This is a genomic window from Sulfurimonas limnophila (assembly GCF_059705345.1).
Map to the genome: position 1 here is coordinate 256,000 of NZ_AP046127.1, position 21,675 is coordinate 277,674.

Sequence of the window (21,675 nt, forward strand, 5' to 3'; positions counted from 1 at the left end):
TAAAATATAATATTTTTCCTCTATCATTATATAAAAAATGGAAAACAGTTATGATTTTAGGAAAATGTCCATGTTGCGATGATGGTAGCATTGAGATAAGAGATAAAGAAGTTAGTGGTAAAAAAGTAAAGCTTTATGCATGTTCAAATGCTCACTGGAGTACGGAAGATGGCGAGGTGTTTGAGCCAACTACTGAATCCACATGCAGTTTTAGAATCTGGCAAAATAGCCTTGCTAAATATGGAAAGTGGTTTACATATAGAGAGATAAGAGAGCTTTTAGAGAATGAGAGTATTGAAGTAGAGCTTTTGAGTAAAAAATATGGTAAAAAAATATACTATAAAAAAACGATAGTAATTAATAAGGAATATGGTGTCAGCATTTTGTGGGATTAAGTTGTTAAGAAAAAGTGCAAATGTAAAATTAAAGTTACAAATACAGACAACTTAATAAATCTTTTACATTTATTTATGTATAATCCACATCCGCTTTGCTGTTTTAACAAAAAAGTAGAATGTTTTTGTTTATATAATTATATGCAGACAAAAGTATTGGTTAACTTATACTTAACCTACAAACAGCAATTCGTGTGGTTGATTAAGAGGTTTTATTAACTAATAGGAACTGAATTTAATTCAGATTTTATTGAGAATTTATTGTAAGGACTTTCGATGAAAGTAAGAGCTTCAGTTAAGAAGATGTGTGATGACTGTAAAGTTATCAAAAGAAAAGGCATTGTAAGAGTAATCTGCAAAGTTAAAAAACATAAACAGAGACAAGGATAACCATGGCTCGTATATCAGGTGTTGATTTACCAAAGAAAAAAAGAATAGAGTATGGTCTAACATACGTCTATGGGATTGGTCTTCATGCTTCACGCAAGATTTTAGATGCGACAGGTATAGACTATAATAAAAGAGTTTACGAACTAAGCGAAGATGATGTTGCTGCGATTACAAAAGAGATTCGTGCAAGTCATGTAGTAGAAGGTGATCTTCGTAAACAAGTTGCAATGGACATTAAAGCACTTATGGATTTAGGTTCATATAGAGGTCTTCGTCACCGTCGTGGTCTTCCATGCCGTGGTCAAAAAACTAAGACAAATGCGCGTACTCGTAAGGGTAAACGTAAAACTGTCGGCGCAGCGTAAGGGATAACAGATGGCAAAAAGAAAAGCTGTTAGAAAAAAAGTAGTAAAGAAAAATATTGCACGTGGTATCTGCCACATTTCTGCATCATTTAACAATACTCTTGTAACAATTACAGATGATATGGGTAACATGATTGCTTGGAGTTCTGCTGGTAGCCTTGGTTTTAAAGGTAGCAAAAAATCTACACCATTTGCAGCTCAAGCAGCTGTAGAAGATGCAGTAGCAAAAGCACAAGTGCATGGTATAAAAGAACTTGGTATTAAAGTTCAAGGTCCTGGTTCAGGAAGAGAAACTGCTACTAAAGCAGTTGGCGGAATTGAAGGTATTCGTGTAACATTTATGAAAGATGTTACTCCATTACCACACAACGGTTGTCGTGCGCCTAAGCGCCGTAGAGTTTAAGGAGATTACTGATGGCAAGATATAGAGGTCCAGTAGAAAAAATCGAGAGAAGATTTGGAGTTAGCCTTAACCTAAAAGGAGAGCGTCGTTTAGCAGGTAAATCTGCATTAGAAAAGCGTCCATATGCTCCAGGTCAACACGGTCAACGTCGTAAAAAAGTATCTGAATACGGTTTACAGTTAAATGAAAAGCAAAAAGCAAAATTCATGTATGGTGTTTCTGAGAAGCAATTCCGTGCACTATTCGTTGAAGCTAAAAGAAGAGAAGGCAACACAGGTACAAACCTTGTTACTTTAATTGAGCAAAGACTAGATAACGTTGTTTATCGTATGGGATTTGCTACAACTCGTCGTTTCGCACGTCAATTAGTTACTCATGGTCACCTTTTAGTAGATGGCGCAAAATTAGACATCCCTTCTTACCGTGTAAGACCAGGACAAAAAATTGAAATTCGTGAGAGTAGCAAAAACAATTCTCAAATTGTTCGCGCATTAGAGCTTACAAGCCAAACTGGTTTAGCTCCATGGGTTGATATTGATGCTGATAAAAAATTCGGCATCTTTACTCGTTTACCAGAGCGTGAAGAAGTTGTTATACCGGTAGAAGAACGTTTAATCGTTGAGCTTTACTCGAAATAATAGTTAAAATATAAAAGGCGTAAGAGACATGAAAAAGATTAAAACTACTCCACTTGCTCCTCAAGAGTTTGAGGTAGAGCAGATTAGTGAGAATGAAGCTAATATAATGGCATATCCTTTTGAAACTGGATTTGCTATATCTTTAGCTCATCCACTTCGCCGTTTTTTGTTAAGTAGCTCAGTTGGTTACGCACCAATAGCTATTAAAATTGAAGGTGCTAAGCATGAGTTTGACTCTGTGCGTGGCATGCTTGAAGATATTTCAGATTTTATTTTAAATCTTAAAGAAATTCGTTTTAAATTGCTTGGTGGTATTACTGAAACAGAGATCAACTACAGTTTTGCTGGTCCTTGTGATATAAAAGGTAGCGATCTTACAAATAGTGAAGTGGAAGTAGTAACTCCAAGTGCTCATCTTGCTACATTAAATGAAGACTCTACATTAAACTTCAGTATTAAAATTGCGCAAGGTATCGGCTACGTTGCTAGTGAAAATACATATGATGAACTACTAGAGGGATATATAGCGTTAGATGCTTATTTTACTCCTGTTCGTAGCGCAACTTATAAAATCGAAAATGTATTAGTCGAAGATAACCCTAACTTTGAGAGAGTTATTATAAACATTAGAACTGATGGACAAATAAGCCCATTAGATGCATTTAGAAATTCATTAGAAGTTATGTATGCTCAACTAGCAGTATTTAATAGTGAAATTAGTGTAAAAGCTCCAGCTACTATAGAACGAGCTGAAGAGAGCCCAGATCTTAAAAAATTAACAGGGCATATTGATAGCTTAGGTTTAAGTGCAAGAAGTTTTAACTGTCTTGATCGTTCAAATATTAAACTAATAGGCGAAATAGCATTAATGAGTACAAATGATCTTAAAAATGTTAAAAACCTAGGCAAAAAATCATATGATGAGATTGTAGAAAAACTTCAAGAGTTTGGTTATGAAGTTGGTGGCGATCTTGCAGATGATGTAGTAAGTGCATTAAAAAAGAAAATAGAAGCTTTATAAGCTAAATAGAGGAATTATAGATGAGACATCGTCATGGATACCGTAAGCTAGGTCGTACAAGTTCACACCGTGCAGCTTTACTTAAGAACCTTAGTATTTCGTTAATTGAACATGGTAAAATTGAAACTACTGTAGAAAAAGCAAAAGAGTTACGCTCTTATGTTGAAAAACTTATCACAGTTGCTGGTAAAGGTGATTCAAATGCTCATAAAGCAGTATTCGCGGCGCTTCAAAGTAAAGAAGCAACAAAAACTCTAGTAAATGAGTTAGCTCCTAAGTACGTTGATCGTCCAGGTGGTTATACTAGAATTACTAGAACACGTATTCGTCGTGGTGACGCTACTACCATGGCATTTATTGAATTAGTATAACTTACTAGTTTAATACGCAAAAGGGACAAAAGTCTCTTTTGTTACGCTAACGCTTAGTTACTCAGCGCGAAGCTTACGCATACTAAAATGAGCTATGTTTTTACTTAGCAAAACTTCCCAATCCTAAAATACTTAAAATATAAAGTGAGACATTATGAGTAATTTTGCATTTGGAACTTATAGAGTAAGTGATTTAAATCAACAGCATGTAGAAGCCTTAAAAGAGGCAATAGAATCTGGTATAAAGTTAATTGATACTTCATCAAACTATATGGATGGCGGGGCTGAGAGAGCAATTGCAATTGCCATGCAATTAGTTGATAGTGATGCAAAAAGAGAAGTTGAGATAGTAAGTAAGTTTGGATATATTCAAGGCAAGGCTCTTGTTGAGTATAAAACAGACTTTGCGCAAAAGAGTTATTCTAAGGATGTTGTAAAATATTCTGAAGATTGTTATCACTGCATCTCAAAAGAGTTTATGCATGAAGCGTTGAACGCTTCACTGAAAAATTTAGAACTAGATTGTCTCGGCTGCTATTTACTCCATAATCCTGAATACTATATTTTAGATGCTATAAATAAAAATATCTCAAAAGATGATAGATTAGATGAGATGTATAAAAGAATTGAAAACGCTTTTATTGGGTTAGAACAAGAAGTCACAAAAGGTAGAATTTTATCTTACGGTATCAGCTCAAATAGTTTCTCATTACTAGACTCAGATGATGAGTTTTTGCCTTATGAAGATCTTCTAACTTTAGCTCTAAATGCAGCAACAATTGCTGGAAATGAGAAACATAGTTTTACTACAATAGAGCTTCCTATAAATATGCTTGAAGTTGATGGATTGGCATGTGCTGCTTGGGCAAAGAAAAATGGACTAAGAGTTTTAGCAAACCGACCTTTAAATGCAAGAGACTCAAAAAAAATGTATCGTTTAGCTGATTACAATGAGAGCAGGGATTATTATCACTACTTCAATGAACTTATAGAGTTTTGTGATAAAGATGAGCTACGAGAACTTTACAATCTTTTAGAAGAGTTAGAAGCAACTAAGCACAAATATGAGTGGATTGGCAGTTATGATATTTTTTTATTTACTCAGATAGTTCCGCATATAAAAAAGAGTCTAGAAATATTTAAGCCAGAAGAACTTGAAAATATAGTAAATTCTATCAATTTATATCTTATAGAGTATCGCAAAATGGTTGAGTATGAGTGTTCATTGCGTACAAGAAAAGAATTAAAAGGGCTTTTTAAAGAATCACATCTTTTAATGCAAGAGTGTGCTATTAATTTTTTAATGAAATGTGAAAATGTCGATTATATATTAGTTGGTATGAGAAAGCCTATTTATGTACATGAAATCCTTTCTTTAAGAGGATAGCTGATAATTTTTATCGCATGTTAAGGGATTTTGTCATATCTTATGAAGACAATAAATATATAAATTTTAAAGGATGGGCATGATTCCATTTACAGACGAAGAGTTAATGAATCCAGTGAAAAATGTGATAGACAAAGTGCGTCCATCGTTGGCTCTTGATGGCGGAGATATAAGTTTTATAACAGTTAAAAATTCAAAAGTATATATACAGTTAAAGGGCGCATGTATTGGGTGTGCTAGCAGTGGAACTACACTTAAATATGGTGTAGAGAGACAACTAAAGATGGATATACATCCAGAGATAACAGTAATAAATGTGCCAGTTGGTATGGAAAACGATATAGATAATTTATAATAAAAGTGTAGAAAAATGGCAATTAGTAAATTTAAAATATTATCACAAGCAAAAGAGAGTTTTACAAAGTCTGATTATAAAAATGCATTAGAAAAATTTGCTTCAGTTCTGCAAAATTTTCCTAACTCACAAGAGGCTTACAACGGTGTTATATTGGCAGAGATGGCATTAAGTGGCGAAGGTGGTGCCGAGGCTCTTTTTGACTATTATGAAGTGCTAAAAGAGGATGATAAAGAACAGGCTGACATAATAATGAGCGAAATATTAAAAAATATGGATGGTTCGCTAGAAAAATTGAGAGAAGTGTTTTCAGAGCCCCTGCGAGATAGAGTTGAGTTTGAAGATGGAATATTGTATAAAGATTTTAAAACATTAGTTGATGAAAATGGAAATTTTAAAGAAATATTTGAAAATATAATGTTTTCAACACGTGTGATTATTACCCAAAAAGAGGATTTTGTAGATTTTTTGGATAAGTTAATAGAACATGATTTTGCAGAGATGGCACTTACGTATCTTGAAAATGCTCTTAGCGTTTACCCAAGCGATGCTTTACTTAGAAAGCTTTTTAAAAAATTAGTTAAAGGTAAAATAGTTGAAAATTGAGATACCAGAAGAGTCTTTTAAATATATAACAGAAAATTCACAAGAGTGTGATGTAGAAACAGCTTTCGTTTTGACTCCACAAAATGAAAAGTATCTTCAAAATGCAAAAGATAATGATGCGCACTCTATTATAAATATCAAAGATGTTGCAAAGTTATTTGGTATTGAGAAGATAAAAATTGTAGGTATTACAGGAACAAATGGTAAAACTACAACTGCTAGCGCTATATACTCATTTTTACTTGATTTGGGATACAAAGTTGCTATGCAGGGAACTCGTGGCTTTTTTATGAACGACAGAGTGATAGAGCAAAAAACATTAACAACTCCATCACTTTTAAATACTTATAAACATATTTATCAAGCAGTAAGTGAAGGTTGTGATTTTTTCATAATGGAAGTAAGTTCTCATGCTATCGTGCAAAAGAGAGTAGAAGGTCTTAACTTTGAGCTTAAAATTCTTACAAATATCACGCAGGATCACCTTGATTTTCATAAAACATTAGGCGAATATATCGCAGTAAAAAATAGCTTCTTTCAAGATGATGGTAGAAAACTTATCAATAAAGATGAGCCAAAATCATCGTTTAATTTTAAAAATACTTTTACATACGGAATAGAAAATTCAGCAACTTATAGGCTTATTGCATACTCGCTAAATAATGCATCGAGTGGAATTATTCAACATTTTGGAGAGGTAGTTCCTTTCACATCATCATTGCATGGCTTTTTCAATCTATACAATCTTATGGCAGCAATTGGGGCAACACATCTTCTAAGCGGTAAAAAACTAGAAGAAGTTGTAGCAGTAGTGGATAATTTTGCTGGTGTTAGTGGAAGAATGGAGCAAGTTAGCGAAAATCCAAATGTTATAGTTGATTTTGCACATACTCCAGATGGAATACAACAAGTTTTAAATGCGCTAAAAGAGAAAGAACTTTTGGTTGTTTTTGGAGCAGGTGGAGATAGAGACAGAACTAAAAGACCTTTGATGGGCAGAGTTGCAGCAAGTTTGGCAAAAAAACTCTATATTACAAGTGATAACCCGAGAAATGAGGACCCTCAAGATATTGTAGATGATATTTTAGATGGAATTGAAGATAAAAGCATTGTTCAAGTTGAGCTAAATAGAAAAAAAGCGATAGAGAACGCTTTGAGTGAACAAAAAGAGGATGAAGTTGTTGTAATCCTTGGTAAAGGCGATGAAACTTATCAGATTATATATGACCAAAAATTCCCTTTTGATGATAGAGAAGTGGTAAGAGAGATACTCAAAAAAAGATAATATAAATCTTAAGCCCAAAGAGTTATTTACAGGTGCTGTTTTTTATCTTATCCTTTTTTGATATAATTGCGAAAATTTTTTATAAGGGTGGTTTTTATGGGAATTCCTCAACCAGCATTTTATATATTTAAGTGTGAACAATCGGCTCCTCCAGGTATGCCAAAACCTTCATGTGTTACACCAGAAACTCAGGATTTGTTCCAACATTTAGCACAAAAATTGATGAAAGAGGGTGTAATGGGAACAGTCCAGCCTATCCGTACATCTTGTTTAAGCCGTTGCAGCTCAGGTCCAGTTATGCTTGTAGAACCTGGACATTTTATGTATGCAGCACTTACAAAAGAAAAAATTGATAGAATAGTTGAAGAGCATCTAATCGGCGGAAAAGTTGTTGAAGAGTATTTAATAAGTGCTGATATGTGGGATCAACCTATATCTCCTTGTGAGATGAAAAAACAGATGGGAATGTAAAATGACTATAGAGATGTTGTACAGCAAAATTCATCGTGCTACGGTTACTGATGCTAACTTGAACTATGTTGGCTCCATAACTGTAGATGAGGAGCTTTTGGAAGCTTCTAAGTTGAGAGTTGGACAAAAAGTTGAGATTTTAAACATAAATAATGGTGAGAGATTTTCAACATATATTATTTTGGGAGAGCGTGGCAAGAGGGACATATGCCTAAATGGCGCAGCTGCTAGAAAAGTTCATAAAGGCGACAAGATTATAATAGTTGCTTACGCTACATATGATGAAAAAGAGTTACAAAACTATAAGCCTAGAGTTGTTTTAGTAAACGATGACAACGATATAGAAGAAATTTTAGAGAGTATTTAGAACCATGTTTAGAAATTTAGGCTATATGAGCAAAAGAGTTGAAGGCATCAAAGAAAATGCAAAAAAACTTCAAAGTGAGCTAGAGTCTAAAGTTTTTAGTGTAAAAAAGCGCGGTGTAAACCCTTTTGGGGAAAAATAGAGTGCTAAGGCTACTCTTAGCGCTCACTCTACTTTATTTAAATCTACAAGCATGTAGAGGCGGTGCTGAATCTTGCAGACAAAAAGTCTCTGATTCACGTGCGATAACAGAACAAAGAGTACAAGTACCCATACAAAACAATCAATTATTAATATTTTCTAAAACGCCACCAGAAGAAAAAATAATAAAACATGACCCATTTTTATCTCTATATATCATCCAAGATACAAAAAAATTTAAATACCCTTTTAAAATAAATAATAAGCTATCTTTAGGAATTATTGGTATTGATAGCAATAAAGCATTAGAAGGAAAAATAGTAAAAAAACAGTTAGGACTGGAGAGTTTTGCAAAATTTAGCAAGCCACTCTCTTCACCAAGTATTCTTCTTAATAGCTGTTGTAATTTAGAGGGGATTGTAACAGAGCGTGGAATTATAGAAAAAGAGTATGTAGAGAGATTTATAAATATAAAAAATGTCTCTTATGGTGATTTTGGCATTAGGGTGTATGATGAAAGTTCAGCAGTAGTTGTAAAAGAGAGTAATCCATTTATAAAATCCAACCAACTAAAAGTAGGAGATATTATCTTAGAACTTGACGCCAAGAGAGTTAAAGATAGTGCCTCTTTTATGAAAAATATACTTTTTTCCTCAATCGGTTCTACCCATAATGTGAAGATAAAAAGGGACAACAAAATAGTTACTCTAAGATCAATTACACAAAAGAGGGTCGGTGGTGGTTATCTTGATGATGTTTATCTGGAATTTTTTGGACTCTCATTTGATAAAAAGCTTTTTTTGATAAAAATAGAAAAAAAAGCACAACATTTTGGGCTTAAGATAGGCGATAGACTTCTTCAGGTAAATACAAAAGATATTAAAGGTGCAGATGATATTTTTGATAAAACAGATAAAGTAAAAAACTCTTTAAATCTTCTCTTTGAAAGAGAACATTTTCAGTTTTTTGTGAAAGTAAATTAGATACAATTTCGGATGCAAAACTTTGAAAATTTCCTACTAAATCATCTACCAACATCAAAAAGTATACACCCGACATACGAAGAGGCAGTTCAAAAAATGCTCATTGCTGGAGGAAAGAGATTTCGTCCAGCTCTTCTTCTGGGAGTTGTAAATGCTTATAATCCGCTTCTAATAGGCGGAGCATATCATGCAGCATACGCTATTGAGCTTCTACATACATATTCACTCATACATGATGATTTACCTGCTATGGACAACTCTCCACTTCGCAGAGGCGAACCTACTCTACATGTACTATATGATGAAGTCACTGCAATTTTAGCAGGTGATGCACTCAATACATACGCTTTTGAAGTTCTAAGCAATGCTCCTTTTTCAGACTATACAAGAGTAGAGTTGATTAGAGAGTTGGCAGTAAATGGCGGCCTTAATGGGATGGTGCTTGGTCAAGCTATTGATTGTTATTTTGAAAATAGACCACTTTACATAGAAGATATAAAAATCTTACATACAAATAAGACAGCAAAGCTAATTGCAGCTTCGCTTAAGATGGGCGCAATTATTGTGGGGGAAGAAAAATTAGCTGATACGCTTTATGATTTTGGTATAAAACTAGGACTGCTTTTTCAGATTCAAGATGATATTTTGGATGTTACACAAACCTCACAAGAGGCTGGTAAACTTACAAATAACGATGAACAAAAAAATAGTTTTGTAACAATTCTAGGACTAGATAAAGCATTAAGTGAGGCAAACACTCTTGCAAAAACTCTCTTAGAAGAACTTGAGAGTTTTGATGAAAAGCTAAAAAGTGAGTTATCAAAACTTCTGACACACTATATAAATAGACATATAAACTAAAAAAAGGTAAAGATAAAATGAGTAATAAAATGCGCCAAAAGATGGCAGACAGCATAAGATTTTTAGCAGCAGACATGGTACAAAGCGCAAATTCTGGTCACCCAGGCGCACCTATGGGACTCTCAGACATAGCAGTTGTTTTAAGTGAACATTTAAACCACAATCCAAAAAACCCATCTTGGTTAAATCGTGATAGAGTTGTATTCTCAGGCGGTCATGCTACAGGGCTTATCTACTCTCTTTATTATCTTTGGGGATATGGATTAGAGATAGAAGATTTAAAAAACTTCCGTCAACTTGATTCAAAAACGCCAGGACATCCAGAGTTTGGGCATACTGCTGGTGTTGAGATAACAACAGGCCCACTAGGGCAAGGTATAGCAAATGCTGTTGGTTTTTCAATGGCTTCAAAATTTGTAGGTGCGCAAGTAAACTCTGAAACTGCAAAAGTAATAGACCATAAAGTTTACTGTTTATGTGGTGATGGAGATTTAGAAGAAGGTATAAGTTATGAGGCTTGTTCAATCGCAGGGCATAACAAACTAGATAATCTTATACTTATTTATGACTCTAATCGTATCACTATAGAGGGCTCAACTGATTTAAGTATCAGCGAAAACATCCGTATGCGTTTTGAGTCGCAAGGTTGGGATGTTTTAGAGTGTGATGGTCACAATTTTGATGAGATTGACAACGTAATTACAGCTGCAAAAGCAAACTCAAAACCTACTATTATTATAGCAAACACAACTATTGCAAAGGGTGCTGGAAAATTAGAAGGTTCTCATCATTCACATGGAGCACCACTTGGAGCAGAGATAATTGCAGCAGCAAAGAGTGCAGCTGGATTTGATGCGACAAAAACATTTCATGTAGATGAAGATGTTTTTGCACGTTTTAGATGTGCTACTGAAAAAGGAGATTTGGCAGAGCGAGAGTGGATTCATAGCTTAAAAACTCTTCCTTTAATGGAGCAAAATGAGGCGCTAGATGCACTTCAAAATCCTGATTTTTCAAAAATTCAGTGGCCAAGCTTTGATAAGGCAGATGCAACAAGAAACACAAACGGAAAAATTTTAAATGCTATTGCTAAAGCTCTTCCTAACTTTTTAGGTGGTTCAGCTGACCTTAGCCCATCTAACAAGACTGAACTTGTAGATATGGGAGTTTATCCAAAGGGGAGAAATATCTACTTTGGTATTCGTGAACACGCCATGGCTTCAATTACAAATGCTATTGCACTTTATGGCCCTCTTATGCCATTTTCAGCTACATTTTTTGTTTTTTCAGACTACCTAAAACCAGCGGCACGTATAGCGGCATTAACAGGAATACAACAATTTTTTATCTGGACTCATGATAGTATAGGAGTAGGTGAAGATGGACCTACTCACCAACCAATAGAGCATTTAAGTCAGTTCCGCTCACTTCCAAACTTTTATGTTTGGCGTCCAGCGGATGGTGCAGAGAATGTTGTTGCTTGGCAAGTAGCTTTAGAGATGAAAAAATCTCCATCAGCTTTTGTCTGCTCACGCCAAAATCTTTCAGTTTTACCGCATGCCTTAAAAGGTTCCGCTTCAAAGGGTGGGTATCTTTTAGCAAGTGATGAGGGTGCTACAATCACACTAATGGCTAGTGGAAGTGAAGTAGAGTTAGCTCTTAAAACAAAAGAGGCACTAAATGCAAAAGGGACAAAAGTAGATGTTGTCTCAGTCCCATGTTATGACCTTTTCATAGAGCAGGGAAAAGAGTATATAAATTCAATTATTAAACAAGATAGTAAAAAAGTAGCGATTGAAGCTGCAAGAGGTTTAGAGTGGTACCGTTTAGCAGATGAAGTTATCGGTATGGAAACTTTTGGTGCTTCTGCTCCAGCAGATAAACTTTTTGAAAAATTTGGCTTCTCAGTAGAGAGCATTCTTACTAAAATCATATAATTTCAGCTGTTGGCATTTTTGCCAACAGTTAAGAATAACAAACAGACCTCATTTTAAACCTAATCTAAAAAAATATTATGAAGTGTTACTAAAACAGATAATACAAAAAATCTTGCTATATTTTATAAAAAATTAATATTTGTTTTATTTTAATGATATATAATAAAATATCTTACGTTAAAAGGAGTTATAAATGAAGTTGTTTTCTGTTTTACTAATTGGAGCTACATTGTGTTTTGGTGCGGTTGATATTAACAAGGCTGATAAAGCTCAGCTTATGGAGATAAAAGGTGTTGGAGAGGCAAAAGCAAATGCTATTTTAGAGTATAGAAAAGAGCATAAATGTTTTAAAGCGGTTGAAGAGATAAAAAATGTTAAAGGATTTGGTGATAAATTTTTAGAAAAAAACAAATCAAATCTAGAAGCTAGTAGCTGTAAAAAGTAGCTCTTTAATCTACATGTATGCTTACATGTAGATTTTTAAAAAATAGAAAATATCAAACCAACTCTTTTAGAATGCACCCAATCCCATAAGGCTTTTTTGAGTAAAATTTCTTTCCGTGCGCTACTATAAGAGCATGAAACTCCTGATAAGTTTTAAGAAGTTCATTCTCATCTTTTATGCACTCTTTTAAAGATGTTTCCATAAGATTTTTTATATCTTTGTATTTAGCGTTAGCGTCTATAAAACTGAGTTCAATTAGCAATCGTTTTGTGTAGGCATCTACTTTAAATTCTCTCTTGTTATATCCGTATAAAAGTATGGAATCTGCACTCTCTTCACCAATCCCAATAACACCTAAAAGAGCGTCCCTCGTTGGTACTCTGCCATTAAGAGCTTTATAGAATTTTATAAACTCTAAAATGTATCTTGTTTTTTGATTAAAATATCCAGATGGTCTAATAGCATCTTTTAGCTCGTCTACGTTCATACCTTCTATGTCATCCACATGTAGGGCGCCTTTAATATATAAATTATTTAGAGATTTTATAACTGAGATAAAAGTTGTATTTTGAGTCAATATTGAGCCTAAGCAGACTTCAAATATCTCATTTTGATTTCGTGGGAAAGTGTAGTCTAGCTTGTGATAACCATGCCCTAAAATTGGCCACCAGCCTTGAGGGCCATATATTTCATAGAGAGTTTTATAGATATCATAAATTTTGTTCACAGATAACCTAGCACTCTTATCCCAACAAAGATTGCCCCTAAAAATATAAGAGACGAGATAAAGACAAGTGCTGTTACAACTTTTGGCTTACAATCATAAAGTGAGGCAAAATTCACATTTGCGATGGCAAGAGGCACTAATAGTTCTATAAATATTATTCCTTTTATCATAGAATCAAGTTCGATAAAATAAAGAACTAAAAATGTAAGAACAGGTAGAAGAATAAACTTTATACCCATAACCCAGATAGTTAGTTTTTTGCTTATTTCACTTATTTTTGTTCCATATAGATATATTCCAAATAAAAAGAGCTGCATAACTATAGAAGCATAAGCCCCCATCATAAGCATTTTCATTATCTCTTCGCTTGGTTTGTAGTCGTTCAGACTTAAAAATATGGCTGCACCAGCTGCCCAGAGAATAGGGAGTTTTACTATGTTTTTCAGCGAGGTCTTAACGTCAAAACTACCTCTTGAATAGTAGTAAACGCCGATTGTATAGACCACAAAGACGTTCATAAGGTTTATAACGGTTGTATAGGGTATGGACTCTTCGCCAAATATTGCGATATTTAAAGGAATGCCGAGATTTCCTGTGTTTCCTATTATTGCCGCGACCGCCGCGATGGAGTGCTCTTTTTGGTCGCGAAAAAGTTTTCTTGCAACAAGAGCTGAGACAATAAGAACGGCAAGAACGATAAAAAGATAGATAGAGGGTGTAAAAAATAGAGTAGAGTCGATAGGGCGAATTAGAAGCCCCCAAAATGTGAGAAAAACCTGCAGGAAATATACATTTATTAGCGTTATGGTTTTATCATCAATCTTCTCTTTAAAGCTCATCTTCGCCACAAAGCCGATGACGATAAATATATAGATAGCCAAAATTGAAAATATTATTGAACTCATGGAGCGATTATAGCAAATAGTGTATAATTTCGCACCAAAAAAAGGCGCTAAGAGATGCAGACAATAGAAGAGATAAAAAAAATCATAGAAGAAAATCAAGCCGTTATGCTCTACTTTTCGGCTCCTACATGTAACGTTTGCCATGCGCTAAAACCAAAGCTCTTAGATGCGATTGAGAGCAACTTCAAAGAGTTTAAAGTTGTAAGCATAGATACGTCGTTTGAGCAGGAGGTTGCCGCTCATTTTAGCGTTTTTGCCATCCCTACCGTTTTGGTTTTTTTGGGAGGCAGAGAGTTTTTAAGAAAATCTCGCCACATGAGTGTTGATGAGGTTATAAGAGAGATAAAAAGACCTTACGAAGTTATGACTTCATAACCCTTAGCGCATAAAAGCGATTAAAGAGGCGGTAACTGCTACATTTAAAGATTCTACATCTCTATTCATTGGAATGTTTATCGAGTCGTTACAAAGTGCTTCAATCTCACGTGAGACTCCATCACTCTCATTTCCAAGAACAAATATAGACTTATTATCTTGCTTTAAATCATAGATGCTCTTTTTGGCATGAGAAGAGAGAAGATATATCTTTGTATCTTTTAACTCTTTTAACACTTCATCTAAAGTATTACAGTAGTAGATTGGAAGCTTAAATAGTGTTCCTGCACTAGCCTTTATTACAAGTGGAGAGATTTTAGCACTATTTTTTTTAGGAAGAATCACGCCATCAACATATCCAGCAGCACAAGAACGTATAATCATTCCTAGGTTTTGAGGATTTTGGATACCATCAAGTGCTAAAAGTTTAAATTTTTTAAGATTTTTTATCTCATTCGCATTTTTATAAGAATTAGCGATTATATCAATTGCAACACCTTGATCTTGTTTTGCATTTTTACTTATTCGACTAAGTGCATTTTTATCATGATAAGTTACATGTATATCTCTTTTTTTTGCCAAAGAGAGAATCGTCTCTATTGCTCCATCACTCTTGTTAGAGCTCGAAAGATGTAGCTTATGTATCTCAATTGTGCTGTCTTGTAAAACTTCTATAACAACGTTTCTGCCATAAAGAGTAATAATTTTCTCAAAATATGCTTTTTTCTCTTTATACTCTTGTGAATCTTGCAAAATGGAGCCTTTTATTTAATTGAGTGGAATTTTACACTATTTATGACTTTGTTATCTGATTTCATAAACTATTTCTGTATTGTTTTTTTTCTTTAGAATCTCTTTGACCTCAAGAGTATCAATTTCCATCTTCATAAAATCTTCAATTGACTCTATTTTATTTTGAGCCACTGTTCGTAAAACCAAACCCCTATAAGCTTTTGCCCAGTGACTTACAACTTTTCCGTCTTTTAAAAATTTTAAAGTAGTATAAGGTCTTTTTATCTCATAAAATTTATCATAATATCCAGCTCTTAAATCCAAAATATCTGAGCTTGAGAGGTAAAGATCTAGCTGATATGAAAATCTATCTTTATAGAACTTATCAGGTGCAAAATTACTTATATTATTGCCTTGCTTTACTTTGTAGTTTGCAATAGTATCACCTCCAAGAAGTGGCCCATAGAGGTTTGAGAATATAATAGTATTTGCAAATATATACTCTTTTGCACTATTATTTAGTGTAGAAAAGCTTAGATATTGATAAGCAACACCATCGTAACGCTCTATTGCAGACATAAGCGGTGGCTTTAAAATATCTTTTAAATATGGTAGGCAATCTATAAATTTTTTAAATCCAAAAAGCTCTTTGATTTTCTCTTCATCATTACTAATTACAATTCTATTGTACTCACTAAGTATATTTTCTCTGGCACTATTTGAACCAAAAAGCTCTCTTTGCTCTTCTACACCACCAATTTTTTTATTCTCAGATGGGGAAAATAGTATTTTTAACATCAATAAAACCCTTAAAATATATAAAATAAAAACAGATAATAGCCTTTTTTACATAAAGAGATAAATCTTTTAAATTTTAAGTAAAAAACTATTGACATTGAAAATATATTGCACTATAATTCTGGCTCAAATTCGATGCCGACATAGCTCAGTTGGCTAGAGCAGCTGATTTGTAATCAGCAGGCCCGGGGTTCGAATCCTCGTGTCGGCACCATTGAATTCGAGAATATTAGAAACAGTGTTAGACCAGATAAAACATATTTATGTATGGTGAGATAGTCAAGTGGCCAACGACGGCGGACTGTAAATCCGCTCCCTCCGGGTTCAGAGGTTCGACTCCTCTTCTCACCACCACTCAATGGCACATGCGGGCGTAGCTCAGTTGGCTAGAGCGTCAGCCTTCCAAGCTGAGGGTCGAGGGTTCGAGTCCCTTCACCCGCTCCATTGAGATTCTGGAAGCTGAAGTACAATTTCAAATTACTTCATAAACATATAGTTATTATAATAATAAACTCATATGGCTATCTACACAAAAAACAATCTAATATTTTAAAAATTATGCAATTATTGCTTACTGTTTATTTTACTTTTTAACTTTGCTCTCGTGGCTCAGGGGTAGAGCACTTCCTTGGTAAGGAAGAGGTCGGCGGTTCAAATCCGCTCGTGAGCTCCACTAGATAAAAGTATAGGCAAAATTTAAGCAATAATTGAATAATTTTTGGGTACAATTCCATTTCTATTCACAAATTAAGTCGGAGGACACTATGGCAAAAGAAAAGTTTGCGCGTAATAAACCGCATGTAAACATAGGTACAATTGGTCACGTAGATCATGGTAAAACAACATTGACAGCTGCAATTACTGCAGTACTAGCAGTAACTAACGGTGCAAAAATGATGGATTATGATGCTATCGATAATGCTCCTGAAGAGCGTGAGCGTGGTATTACAATTGCTACATCACACGTAGAGTACGAAACTAACAATCGTCACTATGCACACGTTGATTGTCCAGGTCACGCGGATTATGTTAAAAACATGATTACAGGTGCTGCACAAATGGATGGTGCTATCTTAGTTGTTTCTGCAGCTGATGGCCCAATGCCTCAAACTCGTGAGCACATTCTTCTTTCTAAGCAAGTTGGTGTTCCATATATCGTTGTTTTTATGAACAAAGAAGATATGGTTGACGATGAAGAGCTATTAGAGCTAGTTGAAATGGAAATTCGTGAACTTCTTGATATGTATGATTTCCCAGGTGATGATACTCCAATCATAGCTGGTTCAGCAAAAGAAGCATTAGACGAAGCAAAAACTGGTACACTTGGAGCATGGTCTGCAAAAATACAAAAGCTTATGGCTGCTGTAGATGAGTATATTCCTGAGCCAACTCGTGAAGTTGATAAAGACTTCTTAATGCCAGTTGAAGATGTTTTCTCGATCTCTGGACGTGGAACTGTTGTAACTGGTCGTATCGAGCGTGGAACAGTTAAAATCGGTGATGCAATCGAAATCGTTGGTATCCGTGATACACAAAAAACTACTGTAACTGGTATAGAGATGTTCCGCAAAGAAATGGATCAAGGTTTAGCTGGTGACAACTGTGGTGTTCTAGTTCGTGGTATCGGTAAAGACGATGTTGAGCGTGGTCAAGTACTTTGTAAGCCAGGCGCTATTACTCCTCATACTAAGTTTACAGCTGAGATCTATGTACTAAGCAAAGAAGAGGGTGGTCGTCATACTCCATTCTTTACTAACTACCGTCCACAGTTTTATGTTCGTACTACAGACGTTACAGGTGCAATTTCTCTACCAGAAGGTACTGAGATGGTTATGCCAGGTGACAACGTAAGTATTACTGTTGAACTAATTCACCCAATCGCTATGGAAAAAGGTACTAAGTTCGCTATCCGTGAGGGTGGACGTACTGTTGGTGCTGGTGTTGTAGCTGAGATTCTTGCATAATTCGCTTAGGCGAGTATGCAAAATCCTTTAAAAGGTTAATAACATGAGAGAAGCAATACATTTAGGATGTGAGAAGTGTACTCGTCGTAACTATCACACAACTAAAAACAAAAAAACTCATACTGAAAAATTTTCAGTAAAGAAATATTGTAAGTTTTGTCGTGAGCATACTGTTCACAAAGAGATGAAACTCTAATATAGTTGCAACTTAAGCTTAAGTCTTTTTGACTTGGCTTTTTTTGTTTAAAATAGGCGTGTAGCTCCAACGGTTAGAGCACCGGATTCCAAATCCGGGTGTTGGGAGTTCGAATCTCTCTACGCCTGCCATACATTAATTATTTGTAATGCTTTAGAGCTTTATTTGTAATTAATGACTATTTAGGAAAGTTAAATGAATTTGGGTACACATATTAAAAATGCTAGACTAGAGTTAAGTAAAGTAATTTTTCCTACTAAAGGTCAAGTTAAACAGGCTTATATATCTGTTATAATTGTTGTAACAGTAATAGCTGCTTTTTTAGCATTAGTTGATTTGCTTATGTCGTCAATAATGTCAGCAATTTTAGGTTAGGGAGTGGCAATGGAGAAAAAAAGTAATCATCAATGGTACTCTATACAAACATATGGAAATGAAAGAACAGTTCGTTTAGCAATTTTAAACCTCATTGAAGAGATGAGATTACAAGATTTTATAACAGACGTAATAGTTCCAACTGAAGATGTTATAGAAGTGAAAGATGGCAAGAAAAAAATCTCAGAGCGTTCATTATATTCAGGTTATGTTTTTGCAAGAATAGATTTAAATACCGAGATACAACATATAATTCAATCTATTCCAAAAGTTTCTGGATTTATTGGTGAAGCAAATATTCCTACACCGCTTAGTGAACACGATATCAATGTAATACTTGATCGTGTTCAAAATCGTGCTGCACCAAAGCCGAAGGTATTTTTTGATAGTGGAGAAACTGTTCGTATAACAGATGGTCCATTTGCAAACTTTACAGCAACTGTAGATGAGTATGATTTAGAGCATGGAACTCTAAAGTTAAATGTTTCAATTTTTGGAAGAGCAACGCCAGTTGATATATCTTATACTCAAGTTGAGAAAATAATTTAGAAAAAAATGAACTACGCTAATATTAGATTTTTTATAAAAGTTTAATATTAGCGTAGTTTAAAGCGACTAGTCGCGCGAGCATTCTGCTAAAGAAAACTTAGCGTTAGCGTAGCAAACTGGACTTCGTTCAGATTGCGTAAGTAAAATAATAAAAAGGAAAAAAAGATGGCAAAAAAAATAATGGGCTACATTAAGCTTCAAATTGAAGCTGGCAAAGCAACTCCGGCTCCTCCAGTTGGACCAGCACTTGGTCAACGTGGTGTTAATATTATGGAGTTTACAAAAGCATTTAACGAAAAAACAAAAGATAAAATGGGATTTAAAGTTCCTGTAGTTATCACTGTTTATACTGATAAAAGCTTTACATTTGTTGTAAAACAACCACCAGCTTCAGCTCTGCTTATGCATGCTGCAGGTCTTAAGGGAGGCTCAAGTAATCCACTTAAAAACAAAGTGGCAAAACTTACTCGTGCTCAGTTAATGGAAATTGTAAATAGAAAAATCGAAGATTTAAATACTGATGATAAAGAAGCTGCAGCTAAAACAATTGCTGGTTCAGCTCGTTCAATTGGTATTGAAATAATAGACTAATATTAAACATACTATCATCGACCACAGTGATATAAAATTTTGTGGCAGAATTTCATAGGAGAATTTGACAATGAGCAAAAGATATAAACAATTAACAGAAAAAATAGATATTACAAAAGCGTATGGTGTTGATGAAGCAACAGCTTTAGTAAAAAATTTAGTAAGTGCAAAATTTGACGAAACAGTTGAAATCGCATTTAACCTAAATGTTGATCCAAGACATGCGGATCAAATGATTCGTGGTGCTATCGTCCTTCCTCATGGTACAGGTAAAACTGTTCGTGTTGCAGTTTTTGCTAAAGGTGTTAAAGCTGATGAAGCAAAAGCAGCTGGTGCTGATATTGTTGGTACAGACGATTTAGTTCAACAAATAAAAGATGGTATATTTAATTTTGATGTAGTTGTTGCTGCACCTGATTGTATGGGTCTTGTTGGTCAAATTGGTCGTATTCTAGGGCCAAAAGGTATGATGCCTAACCCTAAAACTGGTACTGTAACTCCAGATGTTGCAACAGCAGTTAAAAACGTAAAGGGTGGACAAGTAAATTTCCGTGTTGATAAAAAAGGAAATATACATGCAGGTATCGGTAAGGCAAGTTTTGATGCTTTAAAAATATCTGAAAACCTTATCACATTTGTTAAGGCAATAAATAGACATAAGCCTTCAACTGCAAAGGGTCGCTATATTAAAAACTGTGCGCTTAGCTTAACAATGAGTCCTGCTATCAAGCTTGATGTTATGCAATTGGCGGATCTGAAATAATTAGTAATTTTTAGTGCTTTATTCGTAAAGCACTCTCAAGTTACTACTTTGGTAACTGCATTTTATGGACTGAAGATATAGGTGTGAAAACTTAATTTGTTGATAATTATCAACATTCCTGTTGAAGTGTTGTCTGGAAAGGAGATATTCTATGACAAAAACACAAAAAGCTGAAATTATTGAAGTACTTTCAAACCAATTTAAAGATGCTCAAAGTGTAATCTTTTGTGATTACAAAGGGTTGAGTGTTTCTAAGCTTGAATCATTAAGAAAAATGGCTCGTGCTAAAGATACAAAAGTTCAAGTTGTTAAAAATACTTTAGCAACTATTGCGCTTAGTAAAGCTGAACTTACTGGTGTTGAATTAAAAGATACTAACATTTTAGTATGGGGCGCAGATTCTGTTGCAACTTCTAAAGTTTGTGCTGATTTTGCTAAAGATAACGATAAATTTGTAATTAAGTCTGCTTACGTTGACCGTGAACCAGCTGATGCTGCTAAGGTTGAAGCGTTTGCTAAACTTCCTGGTCGTGAGGAGCTTCTTGCTATGCTTGCTGCTACTTGGATGGCGCCAGTTGCATGTTTTACTATCGGACTTGACGCATTAAGACAAAAAAAAGAGGAAGTTTAATAACTTTCAAAAAATAGATGATTAAATCATCAAAATAAAAATTAAGGAGCTATATTATGGCTATAACTAAAGAAGATGTATTAGAATTTATCTCAGGACTTTCTGTATTAGAACTTTCTGTATTAGTAAAAGAATTTGAAGAAAAATTCGGTGTTTCTGCACAGCCTGTTGCTGTTGCTGGTGGTGCTGTTGCAGCTGTTGCTGCTGAAGAGCAAACAGAGTTTAACGTTATCATCACTGATGCTGGCGATAAAAAAATCAACGTTATTAAAGTTGTTCGTGCATTAACTGGTCTTGGACTAAAAGAAGCTAAAGATGCAACTGAAAACGTACCTTCTACAATCAAAGAAGGCGTAGATAAAGAGACTGCTATGAATGCTAAGAAAGAGCTTGAAGAAGCTGGTGCAAAAGTAGAAGTTAAATAATTTTACTACTTGTTCGCAATGCAGGGAAAACTATTTTCCCTGTTAATTGCGAGTTTTTGGGCGCTTTTACGAAGAGATAAGTATCTCCTCGTAAAAGTGCCCTTATGTCGTTTATAAGCACTAAAAAAGAAGCTCTAACTATTGAGCTAAAAATCATCTAGGGACGCCTAGATACGATAACCTTAATCTTTAATGATTAAGTCTTAATAACAACTCATCGAGGTAG

31 protein-coding genes and 5 tRNA genes are annotated in these 21,675 nt (G+C 34.6%); 32 read left to right on the plus strand and 4 right to left on the minus strand.

The genetic code is table 11. The annotated features are described in order from the left end of the window. The first annotated feature begins 50 nt into the window (after positions 1–50). The 18 genes from AC6H33_RS01420 (at position 51) to AC6H33_RS01505 (ending at position 12,418) form a co-directional block, all read left to right on the plus strand. On the plus strand, positions 51–395 hold the full coding sequence (locus AC6H33_RS01420) for a hypothetical protein (RefSeq protein WP_497605199.1): 345 nt from the start codon (positions 51–53) through the stop codon (positions 393–395). Between the two features lie 276 nt (positions 396–671). Next, positions 672–785, plus strand: a complete 114-nt coding sequence (rpmJ, locus tag AC6H33_RS01425; protein WP_008338806.1) for a 50S ribosomal protein L36 — start codon at positions 672–674, stop codon at positions 783–785. A 2-nt stretch (positions 786–787) separates the two neighbouring features. Then, positions 788–1,150: a 30S ribosomal protein S13 gene (gene rpsM, locus AC6H33_RS01430; RefSeq protein WP_299853109.1), complete on the plus strand. Its 363-nt coding sequence runs from the start codon at positions 788–790 to the stop codon at positions 1,148–1,150. Positions 1,151–1,160: 10 nt separating this feature from the next. Next, a complete protein-coding gene (gene rpsK, locus AC6H33_RS01435; RefSeq protein WP_497605200.1) occupies positions 1,161–1,553 on the plus strand; it encodes a 30S ribosomal protein S11 in 393 nt (130 codons plus the stop codon). A gap of 11 nt (positions 1,554–1,564) precedes the next feature. Beyond that, complete coding sequence (rpsD, locus tag AC6H33_RS01440; protein WP_497605201.1) at positions 1,565–2,191, plus strand: 30S ribosomal protein S4; 627 nt, start codon at positions 1,565–1,567, stop codon at positions 2,189–2,191. Positions 2,192–2,219: 28 nt separating this feature from the next. Beyond that, the gene (locus AC6H33_RS01445; protein WP_497605202.1) at positions 2,220–3,212 is read left to right on the plus strand and encodes a DNA-directed RNA polymerase subunit alpha; all 993 of its coding nucleotides are present in this window, start codon (positions 2,220–2,222) and stop codon (positions 3,210–3,212) included. A 20-nt stretch (positions 3,213–3,232) separates the two neighbouring features. Then, a complete protein-coding gene (gene rplQ / locus AC6H33_RS01450) occupies positions 3,233–3,583 on the plus strand; it encodes a 50S ribosomal protein L17 (protein WP_497605203.1) in 351 nt (116 codons plus the stop codon). Between the two features lie 154 nt (positions 3,584–3,737). After that, complete coding sequence (locus AC6H33_RS01455; protein WP_497605204.1) at positions 3,738–4,970, plus strand: aldo/keto reductase; 1,233 nt, start codon at positions 3,738–3,740, stop codon at positions 4,968–4,970. A gap of 79 nt (positions 4,971–5,049) precedes the next feature. Then, positions 5,050–5,325: a NifU family protein gene (locus AC6H33_RS01460; RefSeq protein WP_497605205.1), complete on the plus strand. Its 276-nt coding sequence runs from the start codon at positions 5,050–5,052 to the stop codon at positions 5,323–5,325. 15 nt (positions 5,326–5,340) lie between these two features. Then, the gene (locus AC6H33_RS01465; RefSeq protein WP_497605206.1) at positions 5,341–5,931 is read left to right on the plus strand and encodes a hypothetical protein; all 591 of its coding nucleotides are present in this window, start codon (positions 5,341–5,343) and stop codon (positions 5,929–5,931) included. Further along, positions 5,921–7,216 (plus strand): UDP-N-acetylmuramoyl-L-alanyl-D-glutamate--2,6-diaminopimelate ligase, encoded by a 1,296-nt coding sequence (locus tag AC6H33_RS01470; protein ID WP_497605207.1) that lies wholly within the window; start codon positions 5,921–5,923, stop codon positions 7,214–7,216. Before AC6H33_RS01465 ends, AC6H33_RS01470 begins: the two co-directional genes overlap by 11 nt. A gap of 96 nt (positions 7,217–7,312) precedes the next feature. Beyond that, positions 7,313–7,687, plus strand: coding sequence for a (2Fe-2S) ferredoxin domain-containing protein (locus tag AC6H33_RS01475; protein ID WP_497605208.1), 375 nt, complete (start codon positions 7,313–7,315; stop codon positions 7,685–7,687). Position 7,688: 1 nt separating this feature from the next. After that, positions 7,689–8,054: an aspartate 1-decarboxylase gene (gene panD, locus AC6H33_RS01480; protein ID WP_497605209.1), complete on the plus strand. Its 366-nt coding sequence runs from the start codon at positions 7,689–7,691 to the stop codon at positions 8,052–8,054. 4 nt (positions 8,055–8,058) lie between these two features. After that, a complete protein-coding gene (locus tag AC6H33_RS01485) occupies positions 8,059–8,193 on the plus strand; it encodes a hypothetical protein (RefSeq protein WP_497605210.1) in 135 nt (44 codons plus the stop codon). Position 8,194: 1 nt separating this feature from the next. Beyond that, positions 8,195–9,175 carry a PDZ domain-containing protein gene (locus AC6H33_RS01490; protein ID WP_497605211.1) on the plus strand — a complete coding sequence of 327 codons (981 nt, stop codon included), beginning with the start codon at positions 8,195–8,197 and terminating at the stop codon, positions 9,173–9,175. A gap of 12 nt (positions 9,176–9,187) precedes the next feature. Then, entirely contained in the window at positions 9,188–10,036 is an 849-nt protein-coding gene (locus AC6H33_RS01495; RefSeq protein WP_497605212.1) for a polyprenyl synthetase family protein, read from the plus strand. 17 nt (positions 10,037–10,053) lie between these two features. Next, positions 10,054–11,973, plus strand: coding sequence for a transketolase (gene tkt, locus AC6H33_RS01500; protein ID WP_497605213.1), 1,920 nt, complete (start codon positions 10,054–10,056; stop codon positions 11,971–11,973). 193 nt (positions 11,974–12,166) lie between these two features. After that, positions 12,167–12,418, plus strand: coding sequence for a ComEA family DNA-binding protein (locus tag AC6H33_RS01505; protein ID WP_497605214.1), 252 nt, complete (start codon positions 12,167–12,169; stop codon positions 12,416–12,418). A 52-nt stretch (positions 12,419–12,470) separates the two neighbouring features. On the opposite strand, the gene AC6H33_RS01510 is transcribed toward AC6H33_RS01505, so the two are convergent. Together AC6H33_RS01510 and AC6H33_RS01515 are read right to left on the minus strand one after the other, a co-directional pair. Next, complete coding sequence (locus tag AC6H33_RS01510; protein WP_497605215.1) at positions 12,471–13,145, minus strand: endonuclease III domain-containing protein; 675 nt, start codon at positions 13,143–13,145, stop codon at positions 12,471–12,473. Further along, positions 13,142–14,050, minus strand: coding sequence for an AEC family transporter (locus AC6H33_RS01515; RefSeq protein ID WP_497605216.1), 909 nt, complete (start codon positions 14,048–14,050; stop codon positions 13,142–13,144). The genes AC6H33_RS01510 and AC6H33_RS01515 overlap by 4 nt, the downstream gene beginning before the upstream one ends. A 54-nt stretch (positions 14,051–14,104) precedes the next feature. On the opposite strand from AC6H33_RS01515, the gene AC6H33_RS01520 reads away from it, so the two are divergent. Continuing rightward, entirely contained in the window at positions 14,105–14,425 is a 321-nt protein-coding gene (locus tag AC6H33_RS01520; protein ID WP_497605217.1) for a thioredoxin family protein, read from the plus strand. 3 nt (positions 14,426–14,428) lie between these two features. Here AC6H33_RS01520 and rlmB read toward each other — a convergent pair whose 3' ends face one another. Together rlmB and AC6H33_RS01530 are read right to left on the minus strand one after the other, a co-directional pair. After that, entirely contained in the window at positions 14,429–15,178 is a 750-nt protein-coding gene (gene rlmB / locus AC6H33_RS01525; protein ID WP_497605218.1) for a 23S rRNA (guanosine(2251)-2'-O)-methyltransferase RlmB, read from the minus strand. 51 nt (positions 15,179–15,229) lie between these two features. Continuing rightward, positions 15,230–15,955 carry a YaaA family protein gene (locus AC6H33_RS01530; protein WP_497605219.1) on the minus strand — a complete coding sequence of 242 codons (726 nt, stop codon included), beginning with the start codon at positions 15,953–15,955 and terminating at the stop codon, positions 15,230–15,232. A gap of 137 nt (positions 15,956–16,092) precedes the next feature. Here AC6H33_RS01530 and AC6H33_RS01535 point away from each other — a divergent pair. The 13 genes from AC6H33_RS01535 to rplL all read left to right on the plus strand — a co-directional run bounded on the left by AC6H33_RS01535 (position 16,093) and on the right by rplL (position 21,449). Then, positions 16,093–16,169, plus strand: a tRNA-Thr gene (locus tag AC6H33_RS01535). A 55-nt stretch (positions 16,170–16,224) separates the two neighbouring features. Further along, positions 16,225–16,309 (plus strand) — tRNA-Tyr (locus tag AC6H33_RS01540). A gap of 13 nt (positions 16,310–16,322) precedes the next feature. After that, a tRNA-Gly gene (locus AC6H33_RS01545) sits at positions 16,323–16,399 on the plus strand. A gap of 154 nt (positions 16,400–16,553) precedes the next feature. Continuing rightward, positions 16,554–16,628: transfer RNA gene (locus AC6H33_RS01550), tRNA-Thr, on the plus strand. A 91-nt stretch (positions 16,629–16,719) separates the two neighbouring features. Further along, positions 16,720–17,919, plus strand: a complete 1,200-nt coding sequence (gene tuf, locus AC6H33_RS01555; RefSeq protein ID WP_497605220.1) for an elongation factor Tu — start codon at positions 16,720–16,722, stop codon at positions 17,917–17,919. Between the two features lie 43 nt (positions 17,920–17,962). Then, a complete protein-coding gene (gene rpmG, locus AC6H33_RS01560; protein WP_137011688.1) occupies positions 17,963–18,115 on the plus strand; it encodes a 50S ribosomal protein L33 in 153 nt (50 codons plus the stop codon). A 54-nt stretch (positions 18,116–18,169) separates the two neighbouring features. Beyond that, positions 18,170–18,246, plus strand: a tRNA-Trp gene (locus AC6H33_RS01565). Positions 18,247–18,310: 64 nt separating this feature from the next. Further along, positions 18,311–18,490, plus strand: coding sequence for a preprotein translocase subunit SecE (secE, locus tag AC6H33_RS01570; RefSeq protein WP_497605221.1), 180 nt, complete (start codon positions 18,311–18,313; stop codon positions 18,488–18,490). A gap of 9 nt (positions 18,491–18,499) precedes the next feature. Further along, positions 18,500–19,039, plus strand: a complete 540-nt coding sequence (nusG, locus tag AC6H33_RS01575; protein ID WP_497605222.1) for a transcription termination/antitermination protein NusG — start codon at positions 18,500–18,502, stop codon at positions 19,037–19,039. Positions 19,040–19,204: 165 nt separating this feature from the next. Next, positions 19,205–19,630 carry a 50S ribosomal protein L11 gene (gene rplK, locus AC6H33_RS01580; protein WP_497605223.1) on the plus strand — a complete coding sequence of 142 codons (426 nt, stop codon included), beginning with the start codon at positions 19,205–19,207 and terminating at the stop codon, positions 19,628–19,630. Between the two features lie 70 nt (positions 19,631–19,700). Continuing rightward, the gene (gene rplA, locus AC6H33_RS01585) at positions 19,701–20,393 is read left to right on the plus strand and encodes a 50S ribosomal protein L1 (RefSeq protein ID WP_497605224.1); all 693 of its coding nucleotides are present in this window, start codon (positions 19,701–19,703) and stop codon (positions 20,391–20,393) included. A gap of 151 nt (positions 20,394–20,544) precedes the next feature. Next, a complete protein-coding gene (gene rplJ / locus AC6H33_RS01590) occupies positions 20,545–21,024 on the plus strand; it encodes a 50S ribosomal protein L10 (RefSeq protein ID WP_497605225.1) in 480 nt (159 codons plus the stop codon). Positions 21,025–21,080: 56 nt separating this feature from the next. Continuing rightward, on the plus strand, positions 21,081–21,449 hold the full coding sequence (rplL, locus tag AC6H33_RS01595; protein WP_497605226.1) for a 50S ribosomal protein L7/L12: 369 nt from the start codon (positions 21,081–21,083) through the stop codon (positions 21,447–21,449). Positions 21,450–21,675: the final 226 nt, after the last annotated feature.